Annotated in this window: 20 protein-coding genes; 8 read left to right on the top strand and 12 right to left on the bottom strand. The window is 41.2% G+C overall.

Translation table 11 applies throughout. The annotated features are described in order from the left end of the window. Positions 1–109: 109 nt before the first annotated feature. Positions 110–1,345 carry a pyridoxal-phosphate-dependent aminotransferase family protein gene (locus tag ACP69X_RS00895; protein WP_073979063.1) on the bottom strand — a complete coding sequence of 412 codons (1,236 nt, stop codon included), beginning with the start codon at positions 1,343–1,345 and terminating at the stop codon, positions 110–112. A gap of 175 nt (positions 1,346–1,520) precedes the next feature. On the opposite strand from ACP69X_RS00895, the gene ACP69X_RS00900 reads away from it, so the two are divergent. Beyond that, positions 1,521–2,399, top strand: coding sequence for an endonuclease I family protein (locus ACP69X_RS00900; RefSeq protein WP_041088381.1), 879 nt, complete (start codon positions 1,521–1,523; stop codon positions 2,397–2,399). A 214-nt stretch (positions 2,400–2,613) separates the two neighbouring features. Here ACP69X_RS00900 and ACP69X_RS00905 read toward each other — a convergent pair whose 3' ends face one another. The 5 genes from ACP69X_RS00905 to ACP69X_RS00925 all read right to left on the bottom strand — a co-directional run bounded on the left by ACP69X_RS00905 (position 2,614) and on the right by ACP69X_RS00925 (position 6,826). Further along, positions 2,614–3,357 (bottom strand): IucA/IucC family C-terminal-domain containing protein, encoded by a 744-nt coding sequence (locus ACP69X_RS00905; RefSeq protein WP_426052331.1) that lies wholly within the window; start codon positions 3,355–3,357, stop codon positions 2,614–2,616. A gap of 21 nt (positions 3,358–3,378) precedes the next feature. Beyond that, positions 3,379–4,416: a FecCD family ABC transporter permease gene (locus tag ACP69X_RS00910; RefSeq protein WP_041088377.1), complete on the bottom strand. Its 1,038-nt coding sequence runs from the start codon at positions 4,414–4,416 to the stop codon at positions 3,379–3,381. Beyond that, complete coding sequence (locus ACP69X_RS00915) at positions 4,409–5,425, bottom strand: FecCD family ABC transporter permease (protein WP_034623828.1); 1,017 nt, start codon at positions 5,423–5,425, stop codon at positions 4,409–4,411. Before ACP69X_RS00915 ends, ACP69X_RS00910 begins: the two co-directional genes overlap by 8 nt. 73 nt (positions 5,426–5,498) lie before the next feature. Beyond that, positions 5,499–6,452, bottom strand: a complete 954-nt coding sequence (locus ACP69X_RS00920) for an ABC transporter substrate-binding protein (protein WP_269102444.1) — start codon at positions 6,450–6,452, stop codon at positions 5,499–5,501. 194 nt (positions 6,453–6,646) lie between these two features. Further along, entirely contained in the window at positions 6,647–6,826 is a 180-nt protein-coding gene (locus ACP69X_RS00925) for a hypothetical protein (RefSeq protein ID WP_041088371.1), read from the bottom strand. A gap of 67 nt (positions 6,827–6,893) precedes the next feature. Between ACP69X_RS00925 and ACP69X_RS00930 the strand changes: the two genes are divergently transcribed. Beyond that, entirely contained in the window at positions 6,894–7,001 is a 108-nt protein-coding gene (locus tag ACP69X_RS00930; RefSeq protein ID WP_117616635.1) for an LCI fold-containing protein, read from the top strand. 253 nt (positions 7,002–7,254) lie between these two features. On the opposite strand, the gene psiE is transcribed toward ACP69X_RS00930, so the two are convergent. The 3 genes from psiE to ACP69X_RS00945 are packed head-to-tail and all read right to left on the bottom strand — an operon-like array spanning position 7,255 to position 9,710. Beyond that, positions 7,255–7,683 (bottom strand): phosphate-starvation-inducible protein PsiE, encoded by a 429-nt coding sequence (gene psiE / locus ACP69X_RS00935; protein ID WP_039181241.1) that lies wholly within the window; start codon positions 7,681–7,683, stop codon positions 7,255–7,257. A 37-nt stretch (positions 7,684–7,720) separates the two neighbouring features. After that, positions 7,721–9,028, bottom strand: a complete 1,308-nt coding sequence (locus ACP69X_RS00940) for a HAMP domain-containing sensor histidine kinase (protein WP_426052332.1) — start codon at positions 9,026–9,028, stop codon at positions 7,721–7,723. After that, on the bottom strand, positions 9,015–9,710 hold the full coding sequence (locus ACP69X_RS00945) for a response regulator transcription factor (RefSeq protein WP_426052333.1): 696 nt from the start codon (positions 9,708–9,710) through the stop codon (positions 9,015–9,017). The genes ACP69X_RS00940 and ACP69X_RS00945 overlap by 14 nt, the downstream gene beginning before the upstream one ends. Positions 9,711–9,960: 250 nt before the next feature. Here ACP69X_RS00945 and ACP69X_RS00950 point away from each other — a divergent pair, with 250 nt between their 5' ends. Both ACP69X_RS00950 and ACP69X_RS00955 read left to right on the top strand, forming a co-directional pair. Beyond that, positions 9,961–11,166: a DUF418 domain-containing protein gene (locus tag ACP69X_RS00950; RefSeq protein WP_426052334.1), complete on the top strand. Its 1,206-nt coding sequence runs from the start codon at positions 9,961–9,963 to the stop codon at positions 11,164–11,166. Positions 11,167–11,490: 324 nt separating this feature from the next. After that, a complete protein-coding gene (locus tag ACP69X_RS00955; RefSeq protein WP_172881537.1) occupies positions 11,491–12,189 on the top strand; it encodes a UPF0489 family protein in 699 nt (232 codons plus the stop codon). A 225-nt stretch (positions 12,190–12,414) separates the two neighbouring features. Here the strand turns inward: ACP69X_RS00955 and ACP69X_RS00960 are convergent, their stop codons facing one another. Both ACP69X_RS00960 and ACP69X_RS00965 read right to left on the bottom strand, forming a co-directional pair. Continuing rightward, positions 12,415–14,271, bottom strand: a complete 1,857-nt coding sequence (locus ACP69X_RS00960; protein ID WP_426052335.1) for an alpha/beta fold hydrolase — start codon at positions 14,269–14,271, stop codon at positions 12,415–12,417. A gap of 56 nt (positions 14,272–14,327) precedes the next feature. Further along, positions 14,328–14,894, bottom strand: a complete 567-nt coding sequence (locus ACP69X_RS00965) for a TetR/AcrR family transcriptional regulator (protein WP_411242645.1) — start codon at positions 14,892–14,894, stop codon at positions 14,328–14,330. Between the two features lie 474 nt (positions 14,895–15,368). Here ACP69X_RS00965 and ACP69X_RS00970 point away from each other — a divergent pair, with 474 nt between their 5' ends. The 4 genes from ACP69X_RS00970 to ACP69X_RS00985 all read left to right on the top strand — a co-directional run bounded on the left by ACP69X_RS00970 (position 15,369) and on the right by ACP69X_RS00985 (position 18,334). Further along, positions 15,369–15,764 carry a hypothetical protein gene (locus ACP69X_RS00970; protein ID WP_305960643.1) on the top strand — a complete coding sequence of 132 codons (396 nt, stop codon included), beginning with the start codon at positions 15,369–15,371 and terminating at the stop codon, positions 15,762–15,764. A gap of 947 nt (positions 15,765–16,711) precedes the next feature. Next, positions 16,712–17,386: an endonuclease I family protein gene (locus ACP69X_RS00975; RefSeq protein ID WP_426052336.1), complete on the top strand. Its 675-nt coding sequence runs from the start codon at positions 16,712–16,714 to the stop codon at positions 17,384–17,386. Positions 17,387–17,509: 123 nt separating this feature from the next. Continuing rightward, positions 17,510–17,806 carry a S8 family serine peptidase gene (locus ACP69X_RS00980; protein WP_370333432.1) on the top strand — a complete coding sequence of 99 codons (297 nt, stop codon included), beginning with the start codon at positions 17,510–17,512 and terminating at the stop codon, positions 17,804–17,806. Between the two features lie 102 nt (positions 17,807–17,908). Beyond that, positions 17,909–18,334, top strand: a complete 426-nt coding sequence (locus ACP69X_RS00985) for a S8 family serine peptidase (RefSeq protein WP_426052337.1) — start codon at positions 17,909–17,911, stop codon at positions 18,332–18,334. Between the two features lie 523 nt (positions 18,335–18,857). On the opposite strand, the gene sufB is transcribed toward ACP69X_RS00985, so the two are convergent. Beyond that, a complete protein-coding gene (gene sufB / locus ACP69X_RS00990; protein ID WP_017368012.1) occupies positions 18,858–20,255 on the bottom strand; it encodes a Fe-S cluster assembly protein SufB in 1,398 nt (465 codons plus the stop codon). Positions 20,256–20,257: the final 2 nt, after the last annotated feature.

Consider the following 20,257-nt stretch of genomic DNA (forward strand, 5'->3'; position numbering starts at 1 on the left):
GATGAGAACTACTTCAGTATAGCGATATCTCCGTCTATAAGTCTAGTTTTTCAAAAAATAGTGTTCTTTTCCAAATAAAAAATACCCGCCAATGGCGAGTATGATGTATCTATTCAGCTTGTTCATAGATAGAAAGAGCCGCCTGAAGCCCTGCTCCGCAATGGATAGACGCACCGTGTTTGATGAGGATCGCTTCCAGCCCCGCTAAAACAAACAGCACATTTTCCTTTCGGCAGCTGTAGCCCATTGTCCCAATTCTCCATATACGGCCAGCAAGCGGTCCAAAGGAGCTTGCAATCTCAATTCCAAAATGATGAAGCAGGTCGGCACGGACCGCTTCTCCGTCAATACCGCTTGGAATGACAACACAGGTCACAACCGGCATTTTACAATCTGGATCACCAAACAATTCAAGCCCCATCGCTTCAAGACCTTTCATCAAGGCTTTTTCATGATACGCGTGTCTTTGAAAACGTTCAGACAGCCCTTCTTCCAGCACAAGACGAACCCCTTCTCGCAGTGCATAGAGCATCGTTGTCGCTTCTGTATGATGATTTAATCGTCTTGGGCTCCAATAATCCTGAAGCTGGCTTAAATCAAAATAATTGCTTTTGATTGGAGAAATATCGATCTGTTTTTGTAATTCATCCTGTGTCGCTATCCCTTTTTCTACTTTCTTTCTCGATTCAATGACAGCTGCGACTCGGTCATTATATGTAATAGGTGACATGCCTGATGGAACAGATAAACATTTCTGCGTGCCGCCAATCGCCGCATCAATTTTCCATTCGTCCACTTTTACCTCGACACCGCCAATGGTTGCCACAGCGTCTACAATGAACAGCGCATCAAGAGCTCGGCATGCTTCACCGATTTGCTTGAGCGGCTGCAATCGTCCGGTGGATGTTTCACCATGAACCATGGCAACGATTTTAGGCTTGACCTGCTTTATTTCTTGGATGATGTCGGCAGGATCAAAAACCGTCCCCCATTCACATTCCATAGTATGTACCTCAGCACCGTAGCGCTGCCCTATTTCAATGAGCAGGTGACCGAAGCGTCCAAAGACAGGCACAAGCATCGAATCTCCCGGCTCAATCACACTGGCGAGCACAGCTTCAAGCCCTGAACGGGACGTACCGTCAATTGGATAAGCCCATTTGTTTTCTGTTTGAAAAAGTGACCGCAATAAGGTCATTGTTTCGTTCATTATGTGTGTAAATGCTGGATCAAATTGACCGAGAATAGGGGTGCTCATCACACGGAGCACTCTCGGGTCTACTTCTACGGGCCCCGGTGTCATTATCGTTCTTGAAGGTGTTTGCAGTTCTTTCACGTTATCCATCCTCTCTCTCCCTTGCTGTCCATCCTTATAAGCCCACTTATACAGGAATGCTCCTAAAATAGCAATCTCTTTTCCTACGAACTTATTACATAAAATTTACGATAAATCCATTTATTTCTTCATAACAATATGATAGAAATAAAGAGAATACATTCCCTATCAAGGAGGAAATCGAATGAAAAGAACTTTATTTGGAACTGTGGCCGCCGGAATCATGATATTCGGCACATTCGCCGCCCCACTGCCTCCAGCTGCAAATGCTCAAGCCTTCACGCTGAATGAACCAAGTCAAACGATCACCTTTTCCCCGTTCCAGCTTCAAAACGAAACATCTGCTCAACAAACGCAAACTGCCGCCACAAGTCAAATCGATTCCTATTACCAATCTGCTGCTGGCAAATCAGGACCCGCTCTTAAAAAGGCTTTACACGATATCATTGATGATCATACGCAGCTATCCTACAGCCAGGTTTGGGATGCATTAAAGAAAACAGATGAAGACCCCAATAACCCAAACAATGTGCTGCTGCTTTATAGTGGTGCCTCCCGCTCAAAGCAAGCGAATGGTGGAAATGTCGGCCAGTGGAACAGAGAGCATGTCTGGGCCAAGTCTCATGGCAATTTTGGGACAAGCCAAGGGCCTGGGACAGATATTCACCACCTTCGTGCGACAGATGTGCAAACGAACAGCACACGTGGAAATTTAGATTTTGATACAGGCGGTAATGAATACAAAGGGGCGCCGGGCAATTTCTACGACAGCGACTCATTCGAACCTCACAGCAGGGTCAAAGGAGATGTTGCGAGAATGCTCTTTTATATGGCGGTTCGCTACGAGGGTGATGACCGCTTTCCAGATTTAGAATTAAACGACAAAGTGAATAATGGAAGCTCCCCTCTTCACGGCAAAATGTCTGTGCTTCTCAAATGGCACAAGCAGGATCCAGTCGATCAACTCGAACGGAACCGCAATGAGATCATATATCAAACGTATCAGCACAACCGCAACCCTTTTATCGATCATCCTGAATGGGCAAGTGAGATTTGGGAATAAAAAAAGGCACTGCTATAAACAAGCAGTGCCACATATTGTTGACAAAGGGATAAAATGATCTTGGTTTTATCCCTTTGTCTTCTTTTCAGTGTGATAGAAAACCTTTGCAGTCTAGGAAGGGCGAGCACCGAAGCGGAGCGAATTTGACATTCGTGAGCATCGGAGCACAGACCTGACAAAGAATGCGAGGGTTTTCCTACACGCTGAGGCACTGCTACGAGCAAGCAGTGCCTTTCTTTTTTTCAAGAGGACAAACAAGACAATAATCAAGACTCTCTGATTTTTTCTCAAGCTTATAATACATACAGCAGGTTTTCCGGTTGGATGTTTCAAGTAAGCTGTCGTCTAGGTTTAAACTGTGCTGAAATGGATTTTGCTGAGCTCCAAATACATCCCCAGCCGCCTGCTTCAGGTACAGATAATCCTCCCGCACGCGCTGCTTCACCGCAGGTTCTTCCGCTTCCCGCATCATGCTTCGATAAAGAGAGTTGATTCGAACCGCTACATTTTCCCATAAAATACGATAAGAGAGTTTTGATGTGCGGTTCAGCACGTCTAAAAGAGGCGTGACACACTCCGTGAACAGCACACGCACTACCTTCTCTCTCCACTCATGCCGATCTCCTTCTAGTGGAACAAACGAACACGCCGCCTCATCAATTTCAATTTTTCGATCCTTTCTAAATGCACATGCTGCTGGTGGAAACTGATAGACACCGTCATACAGCGTCATCAAATATAAAGAGGAACTGACGGCTAAATAGGCATACCGCTTTGAAAACATAGATGCTGCTACCGCAAGATTGGGTGCATGCATCGCTTCCTTTTCAGCTTCTAATAAACGTATGACGGCTGCTTCTGAAAAAAGCGCAGCAAGTGTGCGATCAGATGTCATTGGTCCATTTGTGATGTGTACCCCGAAATCAAGTAATTCTCTCTCAACCCACTCTGGCCTCATTTCAAAACCCCCATCTTCTGTTTATCGATTGCGCTGTTGATATAACAAATAAATAAAGAACGGTGCACCAATGGCCGCCGTAAATACACCTGCTGGGACATCTAACGGTAGAAATGCTGTTCTAGCCACAAGATCAGCCAGCATCACGAGAATACTCCCAACAAGCGCAGATGCTGGGACAAGCGCTATGAATGAACGTCCAATGATCATCCGTGCGACGTGCGGCGCCATGAGTCCAACAAATTCAATGCCGCCTGCAAATGCGACTGCAACACCAGCCAATGTCACACTCATCAGGAGAAAGAATAATCGTTTCGCCTGCACTTTTACCCCGAGACCTGTTGCCAGATCATCTCCAAGTTCTTTTACATTCATCGTTCTTGCTAACACCATGACAATCGGTAAAATAATCATCACCCAAGGAAGCATCGCAGTGACGTCTTTCATCGTAGTACCATATAAACTGCCCGTCAGCCAGATATATGACTTTGTCGTTGTCATCGTATCACTAAGAACAAGAGTAAATGTCACACATGCCTTCATAATGGCAGAAATCCCAATCCCCATTAGAACAAGTGTGATCGGTTTGACCCCTTTTTTCCATGAAAGCAAATAGATCAGGCACGATACCGCAAAAGCACCGGCAATCGCCCATAAGGATTGATAAGCAATGGGCACAGTACCCATCCAAAAGACGATGAACATAATCGCACCAAACGAAGCACCACTCGTAATCCCAATGATGTCAGGTGATGCCAGCGGGTTGCGGATCAATCCTTGCAAAATAAGCCCTGATACTGCAAGCGCAGCTCCGACTAAGACAGCCAGCAGCGTTCGTGGAATCCTCAGCGTATTTAACACAAAGGAATTTCCCTCCCCCTGACCGATTAAATGAAGCAGCACATCCACCGGCTGAATGAACCTGCTTCCCATACTGAGACTAAGAATAAATAAACAAAAGGCAATGGCCGTCAATAAAAGTAAAATCAAAAACGTCCGCTTTGAAAATTGAAATGAAATGCGCCCGCCTTTAGAACGCACTGTATATGTTTTAGCCACCTGTCTTCAACCCCTTGCGCACGAGATAAACAAATAGAGGCGCTCCTGCTACCGCCGTCATGACACCAATCGGCACTTCCTGCGGCATGATCAGAAAACGAGCCGCCAGATCCGCGGCAAGTAAAAGCGACGCCCCCACAACGGCACAATACGGCAGTACCCAGCGATGGTCAGGCCCGACAAGCTTTTTCACAATATGCGGCACAAGAAAACCAACAAAACCAATTGAACCGGCAACAGCGACCGAACCACCTGCTAAAAAGACGACGAGTACACCCATCGTGATTTTCAGCAGCAATGTACGCTGGCCAAGTCCTTTGGCAATATCATCTCCCGACAAAAGAACATTAATAGAACGTCCTAGAAGCAGCGCCACAATAGTCGCACCGAGAATATAAGGTAACACAGGGATTAACATATCAATGCTTCTTCCAGACACTGAACCAGCCATCCAGAACAAAATACTTTGAATTGACTGTTCATTCACGATTAAAAGACCTTGTGTAAAAGACGCAAACAGGGCAGATATCGCCGCTCCTGCAAGGACAATTTTGACCGGGGTCAATCCATCTCTTCCAATGGAACCCAATAGAAAAACGAGCATCCCTGCAATCGCTGCGCCTAGAAAGGCTGTCCACATATAGCTTGTTAACGACTCTGTTGAAAAGAAGACAATCGATATCACGATAAAAAATAGTCCACCTGCATTAATTCCTAATAAATCAGGCGCCGCAAGCGGATTTCTTGTCAATGCCTGCATGAGTGCACCTGAAATCGCCAGACTAGATCCAACGACCGTTGCGATTAAAGCTCTTGATAATCTGGATGTCATGACAATGACACTGTTTGGATCCGATTCATCAAATTGAAGAAAAGCATGGATGGTGGCTTTGAGGGAAATTGAGGTTTGCCCAAGGGAAATACTGAGCATAAAAAAGACCAACATCAACACAATGAATCCAGCAAAAAGCAGTGCCTTGCTTGAATCCTTTTTTAATAAACTTCTCATCTGATTCCCGCTTTCAATCTGTTATGGAAAAAAGGAGAAAATGGTATGTTCACATTTTCTCCTCTGTTATGACTTATTTATCAATTCCTAGACGATCGTAAATATCATCAAGCATCATGTTTGCAGCGATAATACCGCCGCCCATGTTCCAAGTGATTTCATCTACTTTATGCACTTGTTTCGCTTTCACTGCGTCAAGCTGCTTCCATAAAGGATGACTCGTCCACTCTTTATATGCTTTCTCAACCGCCTTATCTTGATCATCCATGAAGTAATAGATCACATCTGCATCCATTTGCGGAATGCTCTCTTTGTCTGTAAGTGTAATAATGTCTTGCTTTTTATCTTTGACATTCTTAGGTCCTTGAAAGCCTAGCTCTGTTAAAATCGACCCTGCGAAACCAGTTTGATAGATTCTAGCATGGTCTGCACGGAAGTTCACCACAGACACACTCATTGGCCAGTTTTTGATGTCTTTTTTCGCTTTTTCTTTGAAGTCAGCGACGCGGTCATCCCACTTCGTCAGTAATTCTTTTGATTTGTCTTGCTTGTTTAATGCTTCACCCATTAATTTCACTGTGTCTTTAAAAGTGAACACTGTTTCTGTTGCAACAGTTGGAGCGATTTCTTTCAGCTGATCAAAAATTTGCTCGTGGCGGATTTTCGATGCAATGATCAAATCAGGATTGAGCTTTTCAATTTCCTCTAAATTTGGCTGTGTTTCCTGCCCAACAATTTTAACATCCTTTAAGTCATCTCTTAAATATTTATACGTAGGTGCTTCAAGCCATGATTCAACAACACCCACTGGTTTAATGCCCATAGCGACTGCTGCATCCGTTGCTCCTTGGTACAGTGTCACCACACGTTTAGGCGATCCTTTAATTTCAGTTGAACCGATAGCGCTTTCAACGGTTCTTGTTTTCTCTTTACTATCTGACTTACCGTTACTGCTATTGCTGCCGCAAGCTGCAAGTAAAACGATGGAGAGCACAACTAGCAATGACCAGAAAGATTTTTTGAACATGTACCTCACCTATCCATTCTATATGTAGTCATTTCGTTTGATAACGATTCTCATTATCACAATTTGATTTTATCATAGAAAAAGATGGTGTCAATGTAAAATATAAAAATAACAGATGATAATCTCCTAACCACTAAATGACATATTGTGGAAAATATAATTCTTTCGTCTCTTTTTTGCCGACATCTATTTTCCTATAATGGAATTGTAACAAATACAAATTTTGGAAGGGGAATGATCATAATGAATTGGAAAAAAACAATGACAGGTGTCGCTCTTTCTTTTGGGTTACTTCTTTCTTCGTATGTTCCAGCAGCAAATGCTACTTCATCTTCACCAGCAAAAAGTTCAGATGGCGTTGCTCGTACAAGCAATTTCGAGACGCCCTGTCCCGCAGATATCTTACGGAAATTTCGCAACTCAAACAAGCCTTACTTATGTATGTATTCCGACACAGCTATTTTTGCAAACTCTTTCACAGCATACGGAATGAAATGGTATTTTAAAGGAAGCTCTGGACTCTATGCTTATTATGAGGGTGCTATATAATCCATAAAGTAAAAAACACCGATAAGTGAATGTTGTGATCTTTAGCAGCATTTCATTTATTGGTGTTTTTTTATAGGAATTATTATCCTACAAAACCTGGCTTCTCTGTTATCTCTTTGAATTTGCAGACAAAGGTGTGTAGGAGAAAGAATTCATGATTTGCTCACTCCATATATCGGACTGATCAAATACAGATAGACCATGATCAATTATCTAACGAAAAAGACGAACGTCCACCGTTCGCCTTCTTTCCTCATTTCACTTCCTCATGCTCTTGAGCAGCATCTCTTTTGCTCGCGATAAAGAGTGCACAGGTCATAGCAAGTATGGCCAGCGCCCACCAGAACGTCGATACCGCCTCTTCATGATCAATAATAATCAAACGGATGACAGCTGTGATCCCTATATAAATAAAATAGCGAAGCGGAAAATGAAAGTTGGATTTAAAGTATTTAATAATTAAGGCAATAAACTCAAAGTACATAAAGAAGATCAGCAGTTCCCCAAGCATTCCATAATAGCTTTCTCCTTTGTTGAATAGTGTCTTATAAACAAATTGAACAATGTACCATGTTTCACTGATTAAGAGAACGCTTAAAGCGATGGCCAAAAAGAACAGACAGATATTGAGAAGGCCTTGTAAGAGATCAGGTATCTTTTGGAAGTTGTTGAATCGTTTCATTGAGTTGTCTCTCCATTCCAGTATATTCATTTGTTTTCTACATTTTGATGTTCCAAAATCGCAGCACGATGTAGTAAACACCGTTCCTTTCTATACTTTCAAACTGCCCGTTCATGCGGGTCATCATTCGTTTGATGCTTCGTTCACCAAGTCCATTGCTTTCCGGCGTGACCTTTGTCTCTTTTATCACATTGCTGACATGGATCTCAAAGATTTCTTGATCGGATAAAAACGTGAGATTGATATCCTTTTTAGGATCTGCGTATTTCCGTATATTGGACATCACATTATCAAATACTCGGCCAAGCAGCTCAACATTCACATTGATATAGCTGTCAGGCAGCTCTCCTAAAAGATGAACCTTAAAGTTCTCTTGATGCAGGATGGCCACCTGATCTGACAGGAGATCGTAAACCACCTCTTTGACTGCAACGGTCTCAAGCTCAGATTCATGTTCTTTATCCAGCAAAAAATAGGCAAACAGATTGTCAGACAGATTTTTTAATTGCAGTGCTTTCCCGTAGGCACTCGCTATATATTGATCTTTACGGCTATCCGCTCCAGTCTCCTCTTTTTTCGCAAACTCCAGATTCATCATCAGCGACGTCAGCGGTGTTCTCATATCATGGGACATTTCAGTGACCAAGCTGCGGCTCTCTTCTTGCAGCTCATCAATGGCTTGAAGCTTGTCCAAAAAGGCTTTTCGCAGATCCTCAATACTTTTGGCAATCATCGCTAATTCATCATGCCCTTTTACCGTCATCTCATAGTCCAGCTCTCCGCCTTCAAGAATATGAATCTCTTGATGAATCATTTGCAGGTAGCGCAGACTTTTGCGAATGCCGAGAAGAACAATGAGGAGAAATATAAGCGTTGCCCCGAGCAGCTCGAGTGTAAAGGCAAGATCGTGGTAGCGAGATGAATAGAATCCGTCCACCATGACGCGGCCTTTACCGTCGCTAAACTGAACCGGATACGAATGATGCTTAGCGTACTGGGTCATTCTTTCTTTTCCGTACGCCGATTCATCGGCAGCCGAATAGATGGAGTCATATTGTAGCACCTCATCCTTGAAGATAGTCAAATTAATGTAATTCTCTTTTTTCACCCACTCGCCAAACGCTATTCGATCCGTTGAATACAGCTCATTCTCAGACACGTAGCGGCTGAATTTTTGAATATACTTGGCTGACTCCTGCTCGTAATACTCGTCCGAACTCAAATATCCATCAATTAAATCATTGGTGATCTTTTGCAGCGTCAAAAAGACAATACCACTTACGATTGCAGCAGCTAAAATCAACAGCGCCAGCTTTTTGGCCAGTGTATATTTACGATGTGCCAAATCGATATCCTCTTCCCCATTCAGTTTTGATATATACAGGGCGCGCAGGATCATCTTCAATTTTGGCACGAAGCTTTCGAATATGCACCATCACCGTATTATTGGAACAATAGAAATAGGGCTGCCCCCATACACTCTCATAAATATTTTGTGCTGAAAAGATTTTGTTTCGTCTGCTCATAAGCAGCTTCAACATACGATATTCTAAATCAGACAGCTTGAGTTGTTGATTTTCTTTCCACACTTCATTAAATTCTTCGCTCACCCTTAGCTTGCCCCCAACAAGAAAGGTCTCTTCCTGCTCCTTTTTTTCCTGATAGACGGTATACCTGCGTAATTGTGCAATGACTCTAGCATGAAGCTCCTCTTCTGAGAAGGGCTTTGTCATATAATCATCCCCACCGGCAAGTAATCCTTCAGTTTTATCGAATGTGCTCGACTTGGCTGTCAGAAATAGAATTGGGACGTTTGATGAGGCTCTTATGTGCTGGCACGTTTCGATGCCTGAAAGCCCTGGCATCATCACATCTAAAATCACCAAATCGAGTGAATCCTCCACAAGCTTCAATGCTTGCTCGCCATTCATCGCTCTTAGCACCTCATATCCTGCACGTGAAAGGGATTCCTGCAGAAGGTCACCAATATCCTGATCATCTTCTACGACTAATATTCGATGGGTCATGTCTCTCACCTCATGTAATGTGTTGCTCTTTCTTTTATGTCTTTACTATATATCATCTAGCTATGTGAAAAGATACAGCATAAACCTTAACAGTTTATGAATTTGAGCATACGCCATCAATTTGTCACATTTATTTTCAAAAAATTGGATCTTCATAAATTGTTAAGAATTGGGCCGTATATTGATTCATTGTAAGGATCAATGAATTGATCCGAATGACATTTATCATAACAAGAAAAGGAGCATGGATATGAATGCAAACAAAGTAGCACACGGACAACCGATGAGTCTGCGAGAAAGGGTTCATTTCTTGGACATCGTACGAGGATTCGCCTTAATGGGGATTATTCTAGTCAATTACTTTTTGATCGTGGATTCGGCCAAGGGATTTGACATACAGTCAAATGATGTCTTTCACAATGTGGTGAATTGGTTTGCCTCGGGGAAATTCATTACACTGTTTTCCTTTCTATTCGGGGTTGGTTTTATGATTTTTATGGACCGAGCTGCTCAGAAGGTAGACAGTCCGAACAAGCTGTTTGCCCGCAGATTAACCATTCTCTTAGGATTTGGCCTTCTGCATTTGACCTTTGTTTGGATTGGTGACATTTTGGCCTATTATGCAGTCGCTGGCTTTTTTTTGCTTTTCTTTTACAAACGCACAGCCAAAACCATCCTATACTGGCTCATCACACTCTTTGTGATTCAATTGCTCACACCTATTTTCACGATGCTGTTCAATACCATGGACACAACATCATCAGGCAAGCTGGATTTTACTGATTTCGAGTTGACCAGCCACAACAGTCTGACTTATTTAACATCAATTAGTGATCGGTGGACAGATATGGTCACAATGGCTTCCAGTTCTTTTTCCACCGTCTATTCTATGTTCTTCATGTTTTTACTTGGTGTGTATTTTGTGAAAATGAAGTTTTTCAAAAACATGGAGGCGAAAAAAGCGATTTGGAATCGCATTTGGATCATTTTCACAATTGCATTTCTGATTACACAGAGCAGCACGATCATAGCAGCGGTCAATCCTTTTGAAAATACGCTCTGGATGAATATAGCCTCTGCCCTTGAACAAAACGGCGGATTAACAGGCAGTATGTTCTATATGAGTACACTTGCGATGCTGTTTCTTCACGTCCCTCAGCTGCGAGGTGCTTTGATGGTCTTTACCAAAGTCGGACGCATGTCACTGACCTGTTATTTGCTTCACTCCATCATTGGCACAATGCTATTTCTAAAATATGGAGCGGGGCTTGTCGATCATCTTCAGCCAGCTGGCACGTTCATGATTGGGCTAGGGGTTTATGTCTTCCTAGTGCTCTTCAGTACGCTATGGTTAAAGCGGTTTAAATATGGTCCGATGGAGTTTATTTGGCGTCAGCTGACATATGGGAAGGTTGATGATAAATCGAAAACAAGCACAATGCATATGGCGAAGTAACTGACATCATAGTAGTTAAAAAGAGTGAGAAAAGGCGAACTTTAGTGGTTCGCCTTTTTAATATTGATTTAACAAATCATATATTAATACTAATTGATATATAAAGATAAAGTTAGCACTTCGGAATTTTTAGATGTTGGTATAAATAAAAACCTAAGAGATTCTTAAAATAAATTCAACATTTAAAAATAAAGAAAAATATAATAAATCGTGCTACCATAACAGAGGTACAGTTGTTGTAACTCTCTACCTAGAACAACCTAAACTGTTTTTTGAATCAAAAAAGGGCTGAGGTAGAAGCTCTCTATTACGAGGTGATAGCCAGTGAGAGACTTGAATAAGATATACTTTCCGGAAAAGAAAATTTTTTTAATGGATCAGCACAAATGGGCATTTTATATTTGGGAATTAGCAAAAGAAGAAGGTTTAATTATGCCTAATGCGACCCTTTTTCATGTGGATGCCCATTTAGATGATGTGCCTTCTGTTTTACAAGATAATCCCGAATACATAGATATTGAAGGCCTAGAAAATATAAAATCCTTTACTGATAAATCTATACAAAATTTTACGTTCATCTGGCCCGCATTTGGGCGTGAAACAATCAACAATATTATCTACGTTTCTGATTTTTCACGTAGTGACCCTTTCGAGGAGTGGACCAGAGAAAATGTAGCGGGACGCATTTACGAAGGTATTAGAGTTCACTCTATTAAGGAATTAAAAGATTCAATCTTACTTGGGGAAGTAGAACCATATGTCCACAACAATTCACTAATACTCAATCTCGATTTGGACTTCTTTAATGAAGAAGAATTTTACGATCGTGACCCAAAAATAAAGTCGGATCAAGAAGTGATGGAATCGTTAACCTACCTGAAAAATTTGTATAAATGGGATTTGATAACAGTTGCACTTTCTCCTGAGTATTGTGGTGGCAAAGAAGAATGTGATCACTTGTTAAAACTATTCCTGAAAGTATTTGAGCTCGATTTAAATGACGGTATACTATGGAACAAATAAAAACGCATAAGCTCCTATGCGTTTTTTTGTTTCTATTTTTTTGATTCAAACTCCATTTTCCACTATAAATCATATAAAATGATAAGCCGTCATAAGTTTGTTGGTGTTTTGTAGGTGTTCCCACATCACCATCAAGCTAAGATAAAACAACTACCCCCAAACAGTACTATTATATTTGGAAGACACAACGATCTGACTACATACTTTTTACTTCCCCCCACACTCTCATCTGCTAGTAAGATTATTTTTTATAACCAATACTGCCGTTTCACTCGGATGGCTAAGAGGAAAATGATGGCCATACGGAACTAAATCAACCTTACCAAGATGCGATGGAGCAGAATAGCCTTTGTCATACTCCCCCCAAATCATGTGAAGATTATGCTTTGTTGCTTCATTGAAATCACCGTGATCGTTTTTCAATAGTAACTGGTTAAGCTGAACCGTCGTATTTAAAATTCTAGGAGACGTAAAGCTGTTTCTAATTTTTTCAATATAATGTTCCGGGATGCTCTCCGTGCTTTCAAACAAACCATTACTTAATAAATAACGCTCTATCATTTTAGAAGTTGCCAATTTTAATGTCCATTTGTTCATCCATTGTGGAACATTTAGCGATTTAGCATTTTTTTTAGCAACAGGCGGCTGAAGTAAAGTGATTGAATACTTCTTACCTATGTACCCTTGTCCCAATGCTTCTAGTAAGATAAACGCACCGAAAGAATGACCAATGAGATGTGCACCATTTGTCGCTTTCTCCAATAACTTTTTCACTACATTCAAGTAGATATCTAGAAGGTTTTTCTCTCGTTTAAAAGGAGATCGTCCCAAGCCAGGAAGATCCAAGATCCATACAGATTGACCCGTTTTTTCATGAAGCTCTTGCGCTAAAGGAAATAAATCCTCTCCATCACTCAATAAACCATGTAATAAAATAAACGGTTCCCCTTCTCCTTGTAATTGGTAAAGGGTGTTGTTATCGCATAATGTTCGCTCAAATACATGATAATGCTCACCATGTTGATTCATCATGCGATAATCCAGATCAGCTACTACGGCAGGGAAAAAGTTCATGACACTCGTCTTCTTAAACCAATCTTCTCCCATCATTTTTTTCACTGAAGCATTTGAAAATGTTCGTTTTGTCATAAAATTGAGTCCATCAGAAGGAATGTTTGTTATTTTACTTACTCCACTTTTCATTATTGTTCTCATAAGCGGCAATGGGACAGAGATTTTTGGTGCTCTCATATTCATACTTTCCGACATCACACTTAATAATTCAGCAATGTTCGGATCGTTCTCTTTGTCTTCAACAAGTGTATATGTTTGAATAGCCGGCTGCTCGATCCTGAAAACCTGCACAATAAACTTCACAAACTCATCATTCGAAATCAGTGGCAGCCTATATCCCTTACCTCCAGGAATCACCGGCATGAGCCCTCTTCGCATACTACTCACAAGCAAACCTAATCCTGCTATCTGCTCTGTACTCCCTGTTTTACTACTGCCGACGACAGTTGGCGGATTAATGACAGACAGCGGATAACCTAGTGCTGACGCCTGTTGACGGATATAAAGGTCTGCTAAAAATTTTGTTCTCTCATATGGATTTTTGATTTTCAAATAATTGTTTCCTTCTTTAAACACATCAATGGCAATTTTGCTATTTTCATCATCAAAGGGACTCATATAACCGACAACATGAATAAATTGCTGCAAGCCCTTCAATTGATGAATATTTTTAGCTAATTCACCAATATATTTGGCGCCATTTAAAAAGACAGAAGCTGCCTCTTTACTTGTCGCTTGAATATCCATGGGGCCTCCTGCGTGAATCAGCACATCTGTTTTCAACACCATCTTCATATCTTTAGCACTTAGACCTAAATCTATTTTCGTTAAATCACCTTCAATAAAGTGCATCACTTCCTGTTTTAAAATGCCTCTTTCTTGAAAAATACGTGTTGCTTTACTTTTCGACCTCACTAAAAGAAGAATGTTCACATCCTCTTTGGCTAATTCTTCGACTAATTGCTTTCCAATAAAGCCTGTTCCACCTGTTAAAAATACTGTTTTCATATAAAGTCTCCTCTTAGTACTAATTAGTACTAATTTGATGTAAAAAAAATGCTTCTTTATCGAAGCAAGTTAAATAAATGATCTGCTGTTTTCGAGATGACAGTAGCATCCTTCAATGTTTCTGAAATAAATAACGCTCCTTCAAGATTTGTAATAAAAAGTGACGCCACCTCATCAATATGAATCGTATTTCTGAATTCTCCATTCTCTACCCCTTGTTTCAGCAATAGAGAAACTTTCTTTTGTAATCCTGTGAAAAAAAGACCTATTTTTTCTTTTATTTGCGTGGCCTGTGCAGGACTTTGAATATAAAGAGTAATAAATGGACAGCCGCCCTTATACTCTCTCGACTGAACTCCTTCTGATAATTGCTTTAAAAACAATTGGATACGATCTTCAACTGAAAATTGGGTCTGAGAAATTACGTCGTCTATTGCAGCTTGATACATGTCAATCCAATAATCAACGACCCCTGCTAATAATTCCTCCTTATTAGAAAAGTGATAATACACATTCGACTTTGATACTTTGCTTACACGAACTAATTCATCCATACTTGTATAAGCAAACCCTTTTTCCAAAAATAATGTTGCAGCTACTTCAAGCACACGTTTTTGATTCATTAATTTAGCCTTTGTCATAATTAGAACTATACAGTACTAATTTGAATGTGGCAAGTATTTATGTTCGTTTGGAAAAAAATTTGATTAAAGAATTCTCTCTCAAATGAAAAATGAGTCCAAAGAAAAATATGATGGCTTTTATGATAATTATGATGTTATTGGAGGGATGGAAATTACCCATACTTGTTTCAATGAACGCACCCGTTTAGTTCAAAAATTCACAATATAGTAGTACAGAAGATAAGATGCGACAACCAGAGTTCTATGACCAATTTAGATCATCATAATTAGGTTCATCTTGATTAAATGATACACCATCAGCAATTCTTAGATCAGCAGAATCAGCATTGACTTCTGTAACATCATTGACAGGTTCTCCGTCGAATTGTGTATCATTTACCTGTAACCCTAGAAAACATCCGGGCATATATTTATATTGCAAGAAATACTCAAATTATGAAAAGAGGTTATGTAATGAATTACTACTCCCCTGGTTATAGATTCTATGACCAGACTTTTGCTCCACAATTTGGTCCGGCAGTAACTCCACAATCGACAATGCAAGAAACTTGGATGAGACAGGCTACTTTCACAACACGTCGAATTACTCTGGATTCCTCTGGGGCATCGGGAAACACTTTGTTATTTTTTATAGAAACCAATTCCACAGAAGCACCTATAGTAACTTTAGCAGATAATAACGGGTTCCCTTCGGTTTTAGATTTCTATGCAAAAGCAACTAGACATGCTGGAATGAATGGTATGCAAATACACATTCGATTTGACGGACCTGCAAGAGGTAGAGGATTTGCGATTAACATCGCTCAACCTGGAATGCATGGTGATTTTAGAGTTATTCCTTTACAGTAAAAAATTAAGGAAAAGGATAACCATACAAGCAATGTTACGGGTTATCCTTTACTCCTTATCTTAACAAATATCAGCCGTAGCTGTAATTCACTGGTTGTTCGACAGGCTCTATGCATTGTTGCTATTGTAGGTGCAGTGACTCTATCACCAGTCCAAACAGTACTGTCATTTTTGCACAACCAATATAGACAGCAATATAGAAAAAAACAGGTTGCCTTCAATAAAGGGGGCCCTATAGCGTCCTAAAACATTATTAAAAGCGTTCAGAGCTTTATAACTTAGGAACTCAATGTTATCCCCTTAATTTGAGCCAGTAAATATTTCATTAATTCGCTATTTTCGGCAAATAATAGAGCTCGAGTCGCAACTTATTTTCCCCAAATGGAATGTCCGATCCTGAAGTTTCGCTTCAATGTGATTACTTTTACGAAATACCTGTTTTTCTATGTTAACTCCCCTTTCCAAAATTCAAAAAAGCACCACGAAGAAAACAGCAAAAGCCTCATTCCTCGAGTGCTTCCCGTAATAGTTTAGTTTTGACATCCATATTCTCCTCCATTAACTCCGTTTATTTTCCATCCTCTAGGAAGCACATAATCAGTTTCAGCCAAAAGTCCCGACAAGATATATGTAAACAATTGTATTATCTATCAAAGCTAGCCCTCATTTTCCCAGTAATTTATTTATATTTATGTAAAGATACTAAGCAAGAATCACATCAAAGGAGGTCAGAACAGAGTGGAAACCACCACACAGCAAGAGCAGGAAAGCATAGTGCATACTAGGGAGCCGCTGATCGCCACGCTCGAAACTAATTTGGGACGAATCCGATCCGAGGAACGAGCGTATTATGATACTGCACGGGATGAAGAGGACATCAAGAATTATTATGCAGGAATCCCCCCCATGAAACGGACGGCAAAGCCTTATTCCAGCAACTCTCCGAGTTGTTGAAGAACACACACAGCAAACAGGTGCGCTATTCCAGTAGCGATGATTATTTAAAAACGTGGGTCGATTTGCATGCAGATGGCTCCTTGCGAAGCATTTATTCCGGAAAAGAGGCGGAGCCCAGAGTTGTTATTGAGGAGAGTCTTACGCAGTTGACAGCGGATGCAACTACAATTACGGGGCATATTGCAGACATCGAGCACGTGGTTCCGCAGTCTTGGTTTCATGAGAAAGAGCCCATGAGAGGAGATATGCATCACTTATTTTACTGTGAAAGAGCATGCAATAGCCGAAGAGGAAACAAGGTGTATAAGGATTTCGCCGATTACAACCCGGAGGAATTCCGTACGGAATGGGTTCGCAATGAATGTGGAAAGGGCGAGGGCGGAAGCGGCGAGCAGAATGGTGTCTTCGAACCGGAATATGGCAAGGGTTTCGTAGCCAGAGCGATGCTGTACTTCTTCCTGCGTTATCCCTATGCCATCGATGTGGATATTCGCGGCAAGATCGATACGAACATGTTGCTTCAATGGCATAAACAGGACCCCCCTGAACATTCGTACGAAAAGCATCGCAACCAAGCGATTTTCGACATCCAAGGAAACCGTAATCCTTTAATCGATCTTCCCGAGCTTGCGGAGACAATCGATTTTAGAGTGTTTCACCAATGACACTGAAGGAAAGGTTGTGATTCTATATGTCAGTAGCGAATTGGGTTGAGGGGGCAGTCAAACTGCTACCGTTCCAAGCGGAAGAGGAGCCGGCCGATCAAGGAAATCCCCAAAGGTGTTCAGATGATCCAAGCCCCGCAGTTTTGGGAAAATGGTAGCTATGGCCGCGGTGTGACCATCGCCATTCTCGATACCGGCTGTGATGCCAAACATCCCGACCTGCGAGACAGAATTGTCGGCGGGAGAAATTTCACTGACGATGACAACGGAGCTGTTGACAACTATAAAGACTATAACGGTCATGGAACACATATAGGGGGAACCATTGCCGCTTCCAAGAATGATAGCGGCGTTGTAGGAGTCCTGATGGGTATCGGAATTCAGGACGACCGCCGTTGCCGGCCGCACAGACAACAATGATGCCTTGTCCCACAGCCTGCTGAATTGCTTTGTGAATTTCCAGCTCATATTTGGCAGTAGATAACGACATGGTAATGATGGGACGTTCTGCTGACATGATATATGGCCCGAACGATCGGTGCGGTGGATTTTACCGGCAAAGCGGCCGATTTCCTATCGAGCAACAACGAAGTGGATCTGACAGCTCCGGGGGTGGACATTCTTTCAGCATACCCACTCGATTTGGTTTCGGATCCGAGCAATCCGTACAAGGTGTTATCCAGTACCTCGATGGCTACACCTCATGTGGCCGGGGCCTTGGCACTGCTACTGAATTACTTCCAAGCCTCCGGTCAATTCAACCGACAGCTGACAGAGAATGAGCTGTATGCACAACTTGTCAACCCCACCATTCCCTTAGGTACAGACAAATCGGTAGAAGGAAACGGATTGCTGTTCCTTACGGCCCCCCGAATTGCTTGCGGAGTATTGGAAGCAGCATCCGCCAGATTTAATCCCCTACTTGTAAACATGATTAAGGATATCTGAAGTATTGGCATTAACTTGGTAAGATATCAATGGTGATAGGATAATCATCAAAAAGCAAACCAGCCGTGATTATAACAATAATGTGAAATTAACAACATTGAAAAATTCTTCATCATAACGGACAAGCAAAATTGATAGTGATTTGATTCGTGATTTTGAAAAAGTTTAAATTGAAGCAAAATGAAAGATTCATAAAAATGATGATGGTATCATTCCCCAAAATAAAACCTTCAATTGTTCGGAAATGATTCAAAAATAATGCAAAAAAGCAGGTATTGAATATAAAGGTACTAACGGTTTCAGACATACACACGCTGTCCTGCTGCTTGAATCAGGTGCAAGCATTAAATATGTATCAGATCGCTTGTGTCATAAAACCATCAAAACAACAGCGGATATTATCTTTATATTATTGAAAAAAATAAAAGAAGACGAACTTCAAAAGTTCGTCTTCTACACTAAAAGATAAAATCAAATCGGCACGTCTACAATTTAAAAAACTATATTTACAAAGGTTTCTTTATTAACCAATAGAACCTTCCATTTCAAACTTAATCAAGCGGTTCATTTCAACGGCGTATTCCATTGGCAGTTCTTTTGTGAATGGCTCGATGAAGCCCATGACGATCATTTCTGTTGCTTCTTCTTCAGAAATTCCGCGGCTCATCAAGTAGAATAGCTGCTCTTCTGATACTTTCGATACCTTCGCTTCGTGCTCTAATGAAATGTTGTCGTTTAAGATTTCATTGTAAGGAATTGTATCAGATGTTGATTTGTTATCCATGATGAGTGTATCACACTCGATGTTTGAGCGTGCACCCTCTGCTTTGCGTCCGAAGTGAACGATTCCACGGTACGTTACTTTACCGCCTTGTTTCGAAATTGATTTCGATACGATCGTTGAAGATGTGTTTGGTGCAAGGTGAATCATTTTCGCACCTGCATCTTGGTGCTGACCTTTACCTGCTAGGGCAATACTTAATGTCATACCACGAGCGCCTTCACCTTTTAGGATGACCGCTGGGTATTTCATTGTCAGCTTAGAACCGATGTTTCCATCAATCCATTCCATTGTTGCATTCTCTTCACAAATCGTACGTTTTGTCACAAGGTTGAAGACGTTGTTTGCCCAGTTTTGAATCGTTGTATAACGGCAGTAGCCGCCTTTTTTGACGATGATTTCAACTACCGCACTGTGAAGTGAGTTTGTTGTGTAAACTGGAGCTGTACAGCCTTCTACGTAATGCACATGCGCGCCTTCGTCAACGATGATCAGTGTACGCTCGAACTGACCCATGTTTTCAGAGTTGATACGGAAGTATGCTTGAAGTGGAGTATCTACTTTTACGCCTTTTGGTACGTAGATAAATGAACCACCAGACCATACAGCCGAGTTAAGCGCAGCAAATTTGTTGTCAGTCGGAGGAATGACTTTTGCCCAGTGCTCACGGAAGATGTCTTCGTTCTCTTTTAATGCGCTGTCTGTATCTTTAAACACAATTCCTAGATCTTCAAGATCTTGCTTCATGTTGTGATACACAACTTCAGATTCATACTGAGCAGATACACCTGCTAAATATTTTTGCTCTGCTTCTGGGATACCAAGCTTATCAAAGGTTTGTTTGATTTCTTCTGGTACTTCATCCCAAGAACGCTCAGAGCGCTCAGATGGCTTTACGTAGTACGTAATTTCATCAAAGTTTAATGCATTTAAATCTCCGCCCCATTGTGGCATCGGCATGTTGTAAAAGTGCTCAAGAGATTTCAAACGGAAGTCGAGCATCCACTGAGGCTCTTCTTTCATACGAGAAATTTCTTCAACGATCTCTTTTGTCAGTCCGCGCTCTGAACGGAAAATGGAAACGTCTTTATCAGAAAAGCCGTATTTATATTCACCAACATCTGGCATTTTTTTAGCCATCC

Origin of the sequence: Bacillus sp. DC4300-2b2 (genome assembly GCF_049895685.1) — a bacterium.
Classification (GTDB): domain Bacteria; phylum Bacillota; class Bacilli; order Bacillales; family Bacillaceae; genus Bacillus; species Bacillus safensis.